The organism is Ruegeria sp. C5 (assembly GCF_056537605.1).
Genome location: NZ_JBQFRX010000003.1, coordinates 86,862 through 101,324, shown reverse-complemented (window position 1 = coordinate 101,324; position 14,463 = coordinate 86,862). Strand labels below are relative to the sequence as shown.

Genomic DNA, 14,463 nt, shown 5'->3' with positions numbered 1-14,463 from the left:
AAAGACCCCATATGACATACGCAGATATGCCGCAGGACTTTGCTACTCCTGAGTTGTCACTTCTTGTCCCCGCATTTAACGAGAGCGAGATCATCCTTCGAAATCTAACAGAACTTCGGGACTGGCTTAAGAAGAATATGCCAGATCTCGACTACGAGATTCTGGTCGTCGACGACGGGTCAACTGATGGCATGGGTGATCTTGTTGATAGCTATGCACAAGAGCACGCTCGAGTTCGGGTCACACATCACAAACGCAACATGGGGCGCGGAAAAGCTATTCGGACCGGTTTTGATGAATCTTTAGGGAAGGTTGTGATCTGTCTTGATGCCGACCTTTCTTACGCCCCGTCACACATTCCTGCATTACTTGAGCCATTGCAGAATGGCACTGCAGATATCTCTTTGGCCTCGGCGTATGCGCCCGGTGGTGGTGTCGAGAATGTGCCAACTTCGCGCGCATTGATGTCAAAATGGGGAAACAAAATTCTGTCGGCCAGCCTCAATGGGCAATTTGCAACCGTGACCTGCGTCGTACGCGGCTATACGCGCGAGGCCATCAATGCTATGGAGTTAATTAATGATGGCAAAGACTTACACCTAGAGATCCTACAAAAAGCGCGATTAGGCAACCTGAAGATTGTCGAGGTTCCCGCCTTGCTGAAATGGCGCGATCGGGATCGTGGAAAAGCCGCTAAAAAAGGCTTTATTGCATCGTTACCTTTTGTTTCGATGTCCAGCACGATGGCGTCACACTTGGTCTATAACTGGCTGCTGCGACCGGGACTGATTTTGTTTGTACCCACGGTGCTCCTTTCAAGCGTCATCTTTGTTGGCTTGGTGATCCTTCTCAAGAACTTTCTAACTATCTACATCTGGGGCGGAATGGGAGTTGAGGCATTTTCCTTCTACGAATCGCTCCGCGAAACGTTGATCAACGGGTACCTTACCTTGTTCTTAGTATTCATTTCATCGGTGATACTTTTTATCTTCATGGTGTTTTATTTCATTTCTCAACAAAATCGGAAGAATTTTGAAGAGAACTATGTCCTGCTATCCCGGATCAGCGCTCGTCTCAAAGACCTGGAAGATAAGTAACAGGATATGTGCGGGATTTGTGGTATTCTAGATTTTGCTCGTGGGACACCCGAGAACCGTGAAACTCGGGTTGATGGAATGATGGCACGCCTGCGGCATCGTGGACCCGATGGACAGGCAATGTGGTCGGATAACGATATTACTCTCGGACATACGCGCCTTGCGATTGTCGATCTGACCGATGCGGGAAGCCAACCAATGCACAGCACCGACGGCACCTTGAGCAGTGTCGTCAATGGAGAGATTTACAACTACCCTGAATTACGTCGCGAATTGCAAGCGCTTGGTCATGTGTTTCACTCCGATTGCGATAGCGAAGTTATTCTGCCCCTATTCAAACAGTATGGAACGGATGCCTTCTCTAAGTTAAACGGAATGTTCGCGATCGCCATCTGGGAGCCTGCCCGAAAACGTCTCATCCTTGCTCGTGACCGGATGGGTATCAAACCGGTATACTATTACAGCACCCGGTTGGGCGAGTTTCTGTTCGCATCTGAAATCAAGGCCCTCTTTGGCGCTATCGATGCCCGAGAATGGCCAATTGATCCAACAGGACTTTCTCAATACCTGACCTACCAGAACCAGTTCGGTTCAACGACGCTTTTTCAGGATGTCAAGCTTCTTGAGCCTGGCTGTTTTCTCGAAGTCTCTGAAGATCACGTAACGCAGACACACTATTGGGAGCTCTGCGTTACTCCAAACAACGAAATTGACTTCGTGCAAGCTTCCATGGGCTTTCAAAATACCTTAAAGGGAAGTGTACAGCGACACCTGATGAGCGACGTGGGGGTTGCCAGTTATCTCAGTGCAGGGTTTGACAGTTCGGCAGTAGCCAGTTCCGCAGCCGCGCTATTGCCGACCCCACCACTGACTTTTACCGGGCGTTTCCCCGAAGGTGGATGGTACGATGAGATGTCAGGGGCCGCGCTTGTTGCTGACAGTATTAACGCCCCGCATCAAGGTGTGGATATCACTCCAGATTGTGCGATGGCAGAGATGGATAATCTGGCTTATGCACTTGACGCTCCCCAAATGGGTATGGGTGCACTTCCGCAGTATTTGGTTGCACAAGCTGCTGCGCAAAAATGCAAGGTGATCCTTACCGGACATGGAGGTGACGAACTCTTTTCCGGCTACCCTGTCTTCAAGTTTGCCGCGGTGCTATCCGGTTTCCGCCGCAGCTTAAGGAAGACTTGGTTTGCGCTGCGCTCGATCCGTATGTCCGAGCTCCCACACATTGGCTACTTTACGCTTTCGATGCTGCGCGGAGGAGAAGGGCGCTATTTGCTTCCGGTTTTGTTTTCACGCAAACATCAGGCTCGCGTTTTGCAGCCCAATGCCTGGAACGCCTTGGAGCCCCATGACCCGGCGTCCAAGTTGAAGGAGGTCAACGCCAAAGCACACAGTTTGTACGAACAGCTAATTTACACCTATTTCAAGATATACCTGCCGGGTTTATTGGTGGTGGAAGATAAGATTTCGATGGCGCATGCGCTCGAGTCTCGAACTCCAATGCTCGACAATAAGATGATTGCTCTTTCGCTTTCGATTCCATCCGACGTCAAATTGACAGGCGGAGAATTGAAGGCAATCATCAAAGGTGGTGCCCGCGACCTTTTACCCAGTGAGCTATACCAATTGCCCAAGCGTGGATTCCCAACACCATTGCGCAATTGGCTGCGAGGGCCGATGCAATCTTGGATGACCAAGCGCCTAACTGCAAAAGACAGCCCTCTGCAACGGCTATTCAGGCCAGAGTACCTTGAGGCTGTGGTTCATGATTACCAAAGAAGTCTGAAGCGGAAATTTCGCCCGCTGGACGAGTTGCCCAGCCACCGAATTTGGATGCTACTTAGCCTTGAAGCATGGTTGCGCCAGGTGGAAGAGACGTGGCATATGCGCCTTGATATCAAGTAAGTCCGGAACCAAAACCAATATTCAATGGTTCAATTGGAGGCATCATGGAAATGAGTCAGAATAAAACCATCGATGACGTCCGCGATTTTTGGGAAGCAAATCCCTTGTTCACCGGTGAATCCGAACATGAGCCTGCGACGAAGGCTTTTTTTGATCACCATCGTCAGGTCGTGATTGATGATTGCTTTGCCGGTGCTTTGCCCGATCATTTATTCCCAAGCCCGCAGACGAATGAGCACGTTCTGGACCTAGGCTGTGGTCCCGGCATGTGGTCTGTAGAACTGCAAAATAGGGGTGCCAAACACGTCAGTTCGGCGGATTTGACCGAACAGGCGGTACAATTGGTAAAAAAACGCGCTGAAATTTATGGTTTGACAGTCGAGGCGAGCCAGCAAAACGCGGAAAAGCTTACATACCCCGACGCGAGTTTTACCCATGTGAATTGTCAGGGAGTAATCCATCACACGCCCGATACAGAATCTTGCGTGCGAGAGATCGCTCGTGTCCTTGAACCTGGCGGCACCGCGATGATCTCGGTCTACTACCGAAATCTGTTTATCCGGATGTGGCCGATTTTGCGATATGGCGGATGGATCGTCAGTAAGCTGGGCGGTGGTCTCAAAGGACGTGGGCGCGAAGACATAATGAACAACTCTGATGTTGACGAAATTGTCCGGCTTTATGACGGCGCCGAGAACCCCATAGGAAAATCCTATTCGAAACAGCAATTTGTCGATTTGCTGTCTCCATATTTTGAAATTGACCAGATCTTCTATCACTTCTTTCCGGCTCGGGCGCTACCTTTCCCGATACCTCTTGGCTTACACAAGTTTCTCGATAAGCACGCAGGCTTCATGATTTACGCTCGTCTGACAAAGCGCGATGCCTCACAATAGATTCGTAACGAAAGCACCCAAAAACCGGCCAGTCCTTCGCATTAGCATCGCACTATTGCTGCTTGGTTTGTTGATCATCTGGGCAACTCGGGCACTCTGGCAGGAAGACTACACCATTGTTCCGATCAGAGGTTTTATCTTGTCGGTCCTCGTCAGCGGGGTGTCGCTGATAAGCGCTGCGTGGCGAATGCAAGTGCTTAGCGAAGGGCGCGTAAGCCTTGCCACCGGGAGCAAATCCATAGCGCTTGTTGCCTCACTTTTAATTGTCTTTCCAAGCAGATTATCAGACCTCGTCAAGCCCGTGTATCTGCTTGAGCGTGCCTCTCTTGAGCTATCCAAGGGATTCTCTATCCTATTTTATGAGCGCGCTCTCGACGTTTTTGTCCTTCTCGGAATGCTGGCTATACTGATCTTTGCTCAAGGAGCCGCCCGAGACGAGGCACTGATCGGGAGCACCACCTTGCTTTCCGCGCTGGCCGTGACCCTTGTGCTTGTGTTTTCACTACTGATATTTGCGCCAAACGCATTGGTTCGCGCCGTTCAAAATTTGCCCTTTGACGGATTGAAACGGATGACCATTCAGTTCCTGTACGCTTTGACCAACTCTACCCCTGTTCTTACGAAGGCGGGCGTTTTATCTGTCATCGTCTGGGCCAATTCCTACCTTATTTTCTATGTTTACCTCGTGCATTTGAACACTGAAGGAACAACTGCTCAGATCGGCGCATTGGCGGTACTGTTGGTTTTCATAGCCGGAGCGCTGGGTCTATTTGTAACGGTGACTCCTGGTGGAATTGGAACTTATGAGTTTGCTATTGCTCTCGCCTTGAGCACATACGGAATCCCCGTCGTCGAGGGTTTGGTGCACGGCTTGATGCTGAGATTGATCGTGCTAGTGCCAAATATCTTATTGCTTCTGTACATTCTGGTATTTGATGGGTTCAACTTCCGGGATCTCTATCAGAGAATTTGGCAGATTCACGGCAAACGGCATAAAACGGAAGACACCCAATGAGTCTGGTTGAATTCTTCACAGAAGCACAAGCCGGCTCCTATATGAATGCCCGCGAATTTGTGTCGGTGCTGGAGCACGTTTATAAAATCAAACCGCTCCATCAATCGGTAATGAGCGAAACCGGTATTACCGGGGTTCCGGCCTTTGCAAGCCATTCGTTTTTTTCCGGTCATAAAATTACAAGTGCACCTTTCAATTTCTATCCACCGCTCACAGGGGAAGGTTCACAACAGGCCGCAGTGAAACACTTGATTTCTTTGGCCAAAACCAAAGGCCCGCGCTGTTATGCTGAATACAAGACGCTAGATCGGTTGGATGGAGATGTAGTTAATCAGCATGAGCTAGCGGAAACCATCTTTTCAATTGTCAGCGAAGTGCCGCTGTCTTCCACGATTGAAAAACAGCGGCAAAGCTACAAAAAACGTCATCGTACGAAGGTGAACAAAGCTCGGAGAGAACTAGCCGAGTTAGAGATCGGTACCAGTCGAGATCCGAATGATCTGAACGAATGGTACGATTTGATGTTACAGTTATACCGGAATAAGCACCGGATGATTTGCCAGCCTCTTTCGCTGTATCAGCGTCTTCTTGAGATTGAGAGTCATAGTACACTGTTATTGGCGCGAGAAAATTCGCGAGTGGTCGGCGGGGTGTTCTTGCTACATGACAGCCAGCGATGGGATTATTGCTGGGGAGCAATGCGGGCAGACTTTGACCAGCGTGATTTAGCATCACTCATACTGGATCATGCGATTTCTCTGGCCATTGAAGCTGAAGCGCAAACATTCGGCTTTGGTTCCTCAGCACCTAGTGATGCACCACTTCTGTTTTTCAAACAACGTTGGGGCTGTATCGAAAGCCCCGCCTATGCCTATTATTGGCAACATACGCCTAAGCCGATAGACTTGAATTCTAGCTTTTCTCTGGCCCGCCAAGTAATTGCGCATAGCCCAATATGGCTTTTGAAAGCCGCACCGCCTGTCCTAGTGCCTCATTTAACATAAAATACGCCTAGCGGTGCTTTTTCTCAAATACAATCGTGATTTCACGCGACAAAAAGCGAGTTCTCCCGAGTCCACCATAATGGACGGCTTTCACCACAGCTTGCGGAGCGAAAAGCAAAGACAACTCGGCGACTGAATAGCGGCGTGCGAGTTTTGTGCCAGCAATTTCGATATCGCAAAAGTAGTCTTGTCGGCTAATCGCCGACACAAGGGCACCAAGATCCCTCTTCATCAAGCCAAGCAGTCGCAGCGGAAAGAGCTCAAACCACGATGGTTGTCTCAATGTGTTGACAATTAACTGGCCACCCGGCGCCAGCACCCTCAAAATTTCATCCGCCGCCTCGCCCGTGTTATCAAGATGTTGGAACAAACCCACGCAAAGTACAGTAGACATCTGAGCGTCCCCGATAGGCATCGCATCGACGGCCGCCTCTACAAAATGATTTCCGTCACCATCGCTAAGAACTTCTGCACCTGGTCGGACTGGGCACTGTAAGTGGGTAGTTGAAGGCACCAGCTTGCCACCTAAGCTCATTGTTTCCAATGAAAAATCGCAGCCCCAATAATCGCTACCGGTCCAAAAGCTACGATACCGCCCGTCACCACAACCGATGTCCAGGATTTTGGGGCCTGGTCCGCATTCATCAACGATCTGTCGTACAAGCTGATCCCGCGAAGCGATAGTACCAGAGTCCCCCCAGTGCTGACGCTGATAAACATCCTTGTCTTCTTCGGATGCCAAATCCTTAAACGATTTCTGCCAGATTTCAGATGTCTGACAAACTGCATCGGCGCTCAGTGCCGCACTATATCGTGCCTTCGCAGCGATATACTGGCCCTGCCGTGGAAAGGTGTAAGCGCGGCTGCGTGCAGCAACTCCTTTCGTTCCGGTTACGGATCCCTCCAAAACATACTCGACAGCCATTCTTGCGCCTTCCTCAAAGGCGACAACATCAATCTGCCTGAAACACGTCTCCTGTGCGATGAAATCAATATAGCGGGTAGCAATGGTCTCGCCTGTATCTATACCCGCATCAATATGATGAAGCGTCACGCCGGTCATCTTGAAGTTGCGCTCGTATGCAGCCCAGATGTTTCCGGTTCCTCGGTAACGGGGATTTATGCCATTGTGTACATTGATAATCTCACATCCAAACGAATGAAGACGATCAATCAAAGCACCACTCAGAAGGGCGCAGGCATTGGTAATGACCACAGACGGAGCGATACTCTCCAGATAATCGGTGTCGATGTGATCCAGGTCACTAACGGTCTTATGCAGTGTATAGGTTTTTTCGACCGACGCAGGCCCCGGACCAGTTAGACGTAGCCAGAACATGCTTGATACATCGCGTAATCCATAACGTCTGAACCGTTTCCAGAAGAAACTCGCGATGCGCCTTGGACCTATCGTATTCTCAATGAAATGAATAGTGTAGCCTGCCTCAGAGAAAGCTTTTGCATAGATATTTGCAGCTGCTCGGGCCGGCGATCCGTTCCCCGTGATGACGAGAACCGACCTACTCATAGCGGATGCTGCCTTGCAATCATTCGTCATGTCGAGTTTTTGCGACGAAGGAAACTATCAAATTTGTATCGATCAATGGAATACCAAGCGGCCAATATGTCAATTTTTTGAAGTGGAACGACCCGCCAAGAACATCGAGAATATGGTCAGCGAAGTTTGGGTGTTCCCAGCAGATCAGCTTGTCGGGATCGATCGTAGTATTGCGTTTCAACCAACGACGCGAAGTAAAGTATCTTCCAAGGCCCCAGGCAAGCCCGCCTTCAGCTGGAATCGCACCAACAACATGGCCGTCGGGCCGCAAAACACGTCGGTATTCCTCAACGAAACTCTGCAATGGATAGAGGTGCTCGAGAGAATAGAATGTCAGCAGAACATCTGCCACACCAGCCTCTAGAGGTAGCTTATGCGGATTTTGTGGATCGATCAGATGAGTTTCGTAGGAAATTCCCATCTTGCTCAATTGTTCAGCGGCGTTCAGTAGAAACTCTTCGCGTATATCAATCAGAATGTAATGCGAAGGTTTCGTCTTAAAGAACGGCAAATGTGGCGCATAACCGGGCCCGATCTCGATCACAGTTTTTCCGGTGAAATCAAATGTACTTAGAACACGGTAACCCGCGTCGTTGATAGACTTTCCGAGCCCTGATCGCTGGTTGGCCCGATAAAAATCCGCGCACGCTTTCTCCCATTCGTCCCACATTGGATCTTTACGGTCCGAAATCAAACCGAAGCGGTCGCGATCACCGAAGAGGGGAATCTTGACGAAAGGGAGACGGTGACCGACAGCGATAGTTCTTTTCATTGACAAGCCCTTAAAAATCGCATCTTCGTCCAAACCAGATTAGATGGTTTCCTGCCTAGAAATTCAGATGCAATCGCATTTACGTTAATCTCAGCGTGGCATGCAACCTAGTAAAACCATCGCAATGATTTGGCTCGTTACTTGTCATCTATCTGGCAATTGTGGACCTGTCACGAATTGTTGCCGTTCTGATTTCTTGCCTAAGCGACCTTTGGTTGGCAGGCCAATGGGCTTTTCCAGCGCAAGGCTAAGCGGCATTCGAAACAAGCCTTACCACAACATTCAACTGACTCACCAATTGCCGAAGGCAACCTGAAGAGCGCTGTCAACTGTTCGCGCAAATTCAGGTTCGTAGCCCTTGATGAACTGTTTGCGCGCGACTCTCAACGACCCAACCTTATTGATCGGAAATGGTTGCTGGCATCTCTCCAACAAAGTCAGAGGTTTTCTGCTAGACATATTTAATGCCCTATGATTTCTAGCCAGAACGCCGATAACACTTTTTTGATCGAAACCAGAGCGTTGTACCGGAGGGCAACATGAGTCTTTTCAGCGGTGCGAGAGTATTGTTTCTCGCCCCACATACTGACGACGTAGAGCTTGGGTGTGGAGCAACGCTTGCTCGATGCATGGAGGAGTGCGAAACCGTTGATGTCGCAGTGTTTTCCACGGCCGCGCAATCCCTGCCTAGTGGCCTCGACAAGGACCACCTAAAACGTGAGTTTTTTGCTGCTATGGAAACTTATGATATTCCCAAAGAGCGGCTGCACGTATTTGATTATCAAGTAAGGCGCTTGAATTATTCGCGCCAAGATGTTCTCGAAGATCTGGTGCAACTAAGAAGCAAAATCAAACCAAACATAATTTTTACGCCTTCCGGTGGTGACGTTCATCAGGATCATCAAGTTGTTCACAATGAGTCACTGCGCGCATTCAAAACGACCACTATGCTGGGCTACGAGCTACCTTGGAACAACTTCCGCTTTGAGAGCCGGGTTTTTGTCCGGGTTACTGAAGAGCATCTAGCGGCGAAGCAAAGAGCACTACAGTCGTATGAGTCTCAGATTCTGAAGAACCGCAACTATTTTGAATCTGAATTTATTCGGGGGCTTGCTGCAGTTCGTGGCATCCAGCAGGGTGTCAAATACTCAGAAGCGTTTGAATTAATTACTCTAAAGGTTTGATCCGTGCTGTTCCAATCAATAAACTCCGAAGCTCTTTGCTCGTTTCTTACAAAAATGCGGGTAGCCCATAGGATCGTTGGAGACCATCGCGACTTTATAGGCCCTGCTCCGATTGGAAAAAGTGAATCAATAAATCTTACATGGTCGCGCGAGGTATCCGCCGACGTAATCTCTGTTCCGGCAAGTATTTTGATTTTACCCGACGCTAAAGCAAAAGACATAGCAGCTCAGAGCGATAAAACACTAATTTTGGTGGATAATCCACGTGACACCTTTAGAATGATCCTGGTTGGGCTCTACAGCGATGAAATAGCTTTCTCAAAGGGCCTCCACGACGAAACTATGTTTGCTCAAACGTCCGAGAATACCTGGATTGCTCATTCTGCATCTGTCTCAAAAGAAGCAGCAATTGGTGCAGATGTGATTATTCATCCGAATGTGACTGTCTACCCAGGCGTAAGCATAGGCGACAACGTTGAGATTTGTTCTGGTTGCGTCATCGGGGCGCCTGGCTTCGGACATGTACGTCAGCCAAATGGTGCCCTTAAGCCGTTTCCACACCTCGGTGGTGTCGTAATCGGGAACGATGTCTCTATTGGGTCAAACACCTGTGTTGATAGTGGAGGCCTGTCGCCCACAATGATTGGCAATGGGGTTCGCATCGGAAACCTTACTCAGATCGCACATAATGTCGAAATTGACGAAGACTGCTTGATAGGAACTAGGTGCCAGGTCGCCGGTGGCACGAAGATCGGTAGCGGAACTGAAATCTGGGCTGGATCGACGATATCGAACAATCGGCGGATTGGACGCAATTGCAATATCAAGATCGGCAGCATCGTCATTTCGCATCTCCCTGATAACACAGTGGTATCGGGGAACTTTGCAATCTCTCATCAAAGAAATCTCGAAATATACGCAGGCCTTCGTGACTCGAAATAATTTATGGATAGCGGTGCTTAAGATTAGGATAGCTCTAACAGCCTCGTAAATTTGACGATATAGTGTCAATGTTGAACTCCCCTCAATAAGAAGTAACCCGACAAACTCAGGACAAATCGTTTGGCATTTTCAGAGATAGATAAACAGCTGGCCGCAGCTCATGACGCGCAGCAGGAAATTGCAAAATATAGTCAGAACCAGATCGACAACGTTGTGCGAGCACTAGCTTGGGCGATCTATCGACAGGACCATGCGCGCACCCTGGCGGAAATGGCAGTTGCCGATACTGGCCTTGGAAACATTGAGGATAAAATACTAAAGAACCGTCGGAAAACATTTGGAACACTTTGCGACTTACTCGCGACTCCAACAGTTGGAAAGATCTTTGAAGATCCAGAGCGCGGCATAACGGAATGGGTAAAGCCTGTTGGCGTCATCGGTAGCCTAACGCCCTCGACTAACCCTGCAGCAACTCCGGCAAATCAGGCACTCATGGCGGTCAAGGGTGGAAACTCAATCATAATCAGCCCTTCCCCTGCCGGTTTGCGCACTGCTCAAAAACTGAAATCATATTTCGATGACGCATTGCGAGCTATCGGCGCCCCGACTGAATTGTTCCAAGTGCTACATGCACCTATATCATTCGACAAGGCTGACTATCTTGCACGAAATGTCGACCTCCTCCTGGTCACTGGTGACCAGACAAACGTTCGGAGAGGTTACAGCAGTGGCACACCCTGTATAGGCGTCGGCAAAGGCAATGTTCCTGTAATTGTCGATGAGACCGCGGATATTAAAGACGCGGCCGCGAAAATTGTGGCGTCAAAGACTTTCGACAACGCCACATCCTGCAGTTCGGAAAACTCGGTCATTTTGCTCGAAAGTGTTTACGAAACAATGATTTCAGAGTTAGAGACTGCTGGGGGTTACCTCGCGACTCCTACAGAAGTAGGCAGGATTGAGGAAAAGTTGTTTACAAATGGTGCCGTAAACCGTCAAGCCGTAGGGAAAGACATCTCTACCCTTCAGAAACTGTTTGAAATGAAGCTCCCGAATTCAAAGCGCTTCATATTGGTTCCTCAGTCTCAAATCGGAAAAGAAGCTCCTCTTTCCGGAGAAAAGCTTGCACTTGTACTTTCGGTGTACAAAGCGAAAGACTTTGCCGGCGCCATCGATATTTGCAACGATATTCTTGACTACGAGGGTGCCGGACATTCCGTAGGCATTCATACCACTAGAAAAGAACGCTCGGTAGCGCTCGCTGAGAAAGTCGACGTTGCGCGTGTTCTCGTGAACCAGGCTCACACATTCGGTAATGGCGGCGGGATGAATAATGCACTACCATTCACGCTTACCATGGGGTGTGGGACTTGGGGAAAAAATTCCATATCAGAGAATCTTTCGATCAAGCATTTTGTTAACAAAACTGTGCTAGTAGAGACTTACGAAAAGGAAATGCCGAGCCCTGACGAAGCGTTCGGAACCGTCTATGATCCGCAGTTTGACCCCGTTTGATTAGGATGGGGATAATATTTTTCTCTTCCCAAGATATTCCATCTTATGCATTCGCCCATCGGAAATGAGAAGTAACATGGCTGGGATGTTACCGATTCTGCTAGGCTGCGGTGTGCACACCAATGGGTCTATTCGGATTAGGACGAAGAGAAGTTTTTCTGACCATATTAGGGTGATCTCTAGATCCAAATCATAACTTCAGATAGTTTGACGACAGTAAAAAGATTGGCCAATCAGACAAACAAATCCAAAATTCAGCAATTGACCTCACCACATTAAAGCGAGCAAAAACAGCGATGAATATTGTCAATCGGAAGCGCATCGCAATCTTGAATTACAGCGAAGTAACGCAAGATGCGCGTGTTTTTAAACAAGCTCGCGTTCTTGCTGATGCAGGGCATAATGTTCATGTCTTTTGCAACCAGCTTGGAAACCGAGAGAAAAACGAAACGATCTCGAACATCAAGATTAAGCGTTTCCGCTGTTTCGAACGCTCCACTCTGGACAGAGAAATTGTCAACAAACTTCCATTTTTAGAGTACTCGGGAGCAGAAGTAACAAAACGGTTTGACGACTATCTTGAGAAGAAGCGTCAGCTAGAACGCCTTCAGTTTTGCTGCGCACAATCTCCGTTAAACAAATACTATTATAAATCTGCGCGTGGTACCGCTCGAATGCGGCGCAAACTGCATCACAAGGTTATAAGAAGCTTAAACAAAATAGGCATCGGCGCGCCCGGTGTTGCAAGGCAATTTGAACTTATCGCCCAACTTGACCGCGAAAAAAAAGAACTTGCCGCAAGTTGGGAGAGCCTCGGCGCAATTCGGGGGCTGGTATTCATGCAAAACCTGTTACCCGTGCTGGACGACAGTACTTTCGACATAGTTCATGCCCACGATTTGCTAACTTTGCCTGCAGGTGTGGCGCTCGCAAAGCGAGGCAATGGTAAACTTATTTATGACGCTCATGAGTATGAAGCCGAACGTGCCGGACTCCATACAGATGTGCAGGAACTAACGAAGAAACTGGAAGACGATTGCCTGAAGCAAACAGATCATGTGATCACAGTTTCTAAGGGAATTGCTGAACTCTACTCTGAGCGCTTCACAAAGAGTAAGCCTACTTTAATCTATAACTCACCCGACATTGCTCGAAGTGAAACTGACCGAGGCGGAAACCGGCTTCGTGATCTGCTAGATCTGCCAGAAGACGTTCCATTGATCGCTTACATTGGTGGGATCCAACGAGAAAACCGTGGCGTGGACAAACTCGCTGCAGCATTAGTCCACTTACCTGGTTTTCATATTGCAAACCTTGGGCCACGCAAGGAACCCAACGACGCTTGGATTATGGGTATCGCCGAGGAACTGGGCGTTGCTGACCGAATTCACTTGCTGGCGCCCGTTCCTGCCGAAGAAGTACCCTACGTTGTGTCAGATGCTACGCTTGCAGCGAGCGCTTCACAAAACATCGGGTTAAGTTATCTACATTCGATGCCGAACAAACTGTTTGAGGCCACATTTGCTAGGCTGCCGGTTTGCGTTCCAGATCGCCCTGATCAAAGGGAATTTGTCAGAGTATTGGGTCATGGCGTCGCTATGGATCAAACCGACCCACTTGCTATCGCCGTAGCCATAAAGAAAGTTGCTGAGAACCGCGAAGCCTATAAACTCACGGATACCTCCCTCGAGATACTTAACAAAGAGTATAGCTGGAACGCGCAGGCGAAACGGTTGTTGGAGCTGTACGAAACGCTTTCCGTCGATAGGGATTTTGGCACAAATGCCAACCTGAACTAAAAGCGGGTTGACGCATCTGAACGCTCGGCTCAGGTTGGTGCTTCGCGGCGCAATCCCAGGAAAATGACGCTAGGTGCCGTTACCCATTGACCAACGATCCGGTTCAGGCTGGATGCGAGGTACAATCCGAGCGCGTTCAAATGGAAGACTGGTTCGAGCAAAACTGTAATCCGACGATAGCAGCCGCGACTAAATTGTCTGGCCGTTCGATCATGATGGCAATCAACCGGTTCTCATCGCACGCGCCATCGGGACATCCTTTTGGGTCGAACGATGTTGCCCCAGTACTCGGCAGGTTCTGTGCTCAGACACTTTGAATTCGCTACGCACATGTTCAATGCAGGCGCGAAGACGAGCGAGTTTTGTAGTTTTCCTTTGCCTCCTCCTTAAGGGTCAGCCTGCCCAGTGTCAGATCAGATACGGCAAGTCTTAGATGCTCGTTCTCCTTCTGGAGCCGCTTCAGTTCCTTCAATTGATCTACACCCATTCCGCATTCGCCGTTGGGCTCGAACCAATGGCGCCTTCAACGGCTCCTTGCCTGCGCCAGTGGCAGTAGGTCTGTTCAACAACACCGATTTGTCTGATTGCATCAAGACGGAATATCCCCTGTCCCATCAGCAGCTCAAACTGTCGTAGCTTCAAGACAATCTCTTCCGGCTTTGGTCGCTTATTGGCCATTCTTGGGCATCCGTTCACTAAACATAATGGTGGACCAGTTCAGTTAAGCAGGCTCAATGATAAGAGCACGACCCAAACCTCACTCT

The 14,463-nt window shown here is 49.1% G+C and carries 11 protein-coding genes and 1 pseudogene; 9 read left to right on the top strand and 3 right to left on the bottom strand.

Annotation, left to right across the window (positions count from 1 at the left end; all coding sequences use genetic code 11):
- Positions 1 to 11 precede the first annotated feature (11 nt).
- The 5 genes from ACR0AW_RS12075 to ACR0AW_RS12055 are packed head-to-tail and all read left to right on the top strand — an operon-like array spanning position 12 to position 5,929.
- On the top strand, positions 12 to 1,097 hold the full coding sequence (locus ACR0AW_RS12075; RefSeq protein ID WP_170733048.1) for a glycosyltransferase: 1,086 nt from the start codon (positions 12 to 14) through the stop codon (positions 1,095 to 1,097).
- 6 nt (positions 1,098 to 1,103) lie between these two features.
- Positions 1,104 to 3,014, top strand: coding sequence for an asparagine synthase (glutamine-hydrolyzing) (gene asnB, locus ACR0AW_RS12070; protein ID WP_170733049.1), 1,911 nt, complete (start codon positions 1,104 to 1,106; stop codon positions 3,012 to 3,014).
- 50 nt (positions 3,015 to 3,064) lie between these two features.
- Positions 3,065 to 3,910: a class I SAM-dependent methyltransferase gene (locus tag ACR0AW_RS12065; protein WP_170733050.1), complete on the top strand. Its 846-nt coding sequence runs from the start codon at positions 3,065 to 3,067 to the stop codon at positions 3,908 to 3,910.
- Complete coding sequence (locus ACR0AW_RS12060) at positions 3,897 to 4,925, top strand: lysylphosphatidylglycerol synthase transmembrane domain-containing protein (RefSeq protein WP_480444213.1); 1,029 nt, start codon at positions 3,897 to 3,899, stop codon at positions 4,923 to 4,925. The genes ACR0AW_RS12065 and ACR0AW_RS12060 overlap by 14 nt, the downstream gene beginning before the upstream one ends.
- Complete coding sequence (locus ACR0AW_RS12055; RefSeq protein ID WP_170733052.1) at positions 4,922 to 5,929, top strand: GNAT family N-acetyltransferase; 1,008 nt, start codon at positions 4,922 to 4,924, stop codon at positions 5,927 to 5,929. Before ACR0AW_RS12060 ends, ACR0AW_RS12055 begins: the two co-directional genes overlap by 4 nt.
- Positions 5,930 to 5,936: 7 nt before the next feature.
- On the opposite strand, the gene ACR0AW_RS12050 is transcribed toward ACR0AW_RS12055, so the two are convergent.
- Positions 5,937 to 7,268, bottom strand: coding sequence for a formyltransferase family protein (locus ACR0AW_RS12050; protein WP_170733053.1), 1,332 nt, complete (start codon positions 7,266 to 7,268; stop codon positions 5,937 to 5,939).
- A gap of 208 nt (positions 7,269 to 7,476) precedes the next feature.
- Entirely contained in the window at positions 7,477 to 8,259 is a 783-nt protein-coding gene (locus tag ACR0AW_RS12045) for a class I SAM-dependent methyltransferase (protein WP_170733054.1), read from the bottom strand.
- A gap of 539 nt (positions 8,260 to 8,798) precedes the next feature.
- Between ACR0AW_RS12045 and ACR0AW_RS12040 the strand changes: the two genes are divergently transcribed.
- From ACR0AW_RS12040 to ACR0AW_RS12025, 4 genes are all read left to right on the top strand, one after another.
- Positions 8,799 to 9,443: a PIG-L deacetylase family protein gene (locus ACR0AW_RS12040; protein WP_170733055.1), complete on the top strand. Its 645-nt coding sequence runs from the start codon at positions 8,799 to 8,801 to the stop codon at positions 9,441 to 9,443.
- 3 nt (positions 9,444 to 9,446) lie between these two features.
- Positions 9,447 to 10,385: a UDP-3-O-(3-hydroxymyristoyl)glucosamine N-acyltransferase gene (locus ACR0AW_RS12035; protein WP_170733056.1), complete on the top strand. Its 939-nt coding sequence runs from the start codon at positions 9,447 to 9,449 to the stop codon at positions 10,383 to 10,385.
- A gap of 120 nt (positions 10,386 to 10,505) precedes the next feature.
- Positions 10,506 to 11,900 (top strand): acylating sulfoacetaldehyde dehydrogenase, encoded by a 1,395-nt coding sequence (sauS, locus tag ACR0AW_RS12030; RefSeq protein WP_170733057.1) that lies wholly within the window; start codon positions 10,506 to 10,508, stop codon positions 11,898 to 11,900.
- Between the two features lie 296 nt (positions 11,901 to 12,196).
- Positions 12,197 to 13,699 (top strand): glycosyltransferase family 4 protein, encoded by a 1,503-nt coding sequence (locus tag ACR0AW_RS12025; protein WP_170733058.1) that lies wholly within the window; start codon positions 12,197 to 12,199, stop codon positions 13,697 to 13,699.
- A gap of 155 nt (positions 13,700 to 13,854) precedes the next feature.
- Here the strand turns inward: ACR0AW_RS12025 and ACR0AW_RS12020 are convergent.
- Positions 13,855 to 14,377 (bottom strand): annotated as a pseudogene (locus ACR0AW_RS12020) (transposase family protein); the annotation flags it as partial.
- Positions 14,378 to 14,463: the final 86 nt, after the last annotated feature.

Bases quoted from the DNA above. Each gene is read 5' to 3' on its own strand.
- ACR0AW_RS12075 (WP_170733048.1), top strand. From the start codon at position 12: ATGACATACGCAGATATGCCGCAGGACTTTGCTACTCCTGAGTTGTCA.
- asnB (WP_170733049.1), top strand. From the start codon at position 1,104: ATGTGCGGGATTTGTGGTATTCTAGATTTTGCTCGTGGGACACCCGAG.
- ACR0AW_RS12065 (WP_170733050.1), top strand. From the start codon at position 3,065: ATGAGTCAGAATAAAACCATCGATGACGTCCGCGATTTTTGGGAAGCA.
- ACR0AW_RS12060 (WP_480444213.1), top strand. From the start codon at position 3,897: ATGCCTCACAATAGATTCGTAACGAAAGCACCCAAAAACCGGCCAGTC.
- ACR0AW_RS12055 (WP_170733052.1), top strand. From the start codon at position 4,922: ATGAGTCTGGTTGAATTCTTCACAGAAGCACAAGCCGGCTCCTATATG.
- ACR0AW_RS12050 (WP_170733053.1), bottom strand. From the start codon at position 7,268: ATGTTCTGGCTACGTCTAACTGGTCCGGGGCCTGCGTCGGTCGAAAAA.
- ACR0AW_RS12045 (WP_170733054.1), bottom strand. From the start codon at position 8,259: ATGAAAAGAACTATCGCTGTCGGTCACCGTCTCCCTTTCGTCAAGATT.
- ACR0AW_RS12040 (WP_170733055.1), top strand. From the start codon at position 8,799: ATGAGTCTTTTCAGCGGTGCGAGAGTATTGTTTCTCGCCCCACATACT.
- ACR0AW_RS12025 (WP_170733058.1), top strand. From the start codon at position 12,197: ATGAATATTGTCAATCGGAAGCGCATCGCAATCTTGAATTACAGCGAA.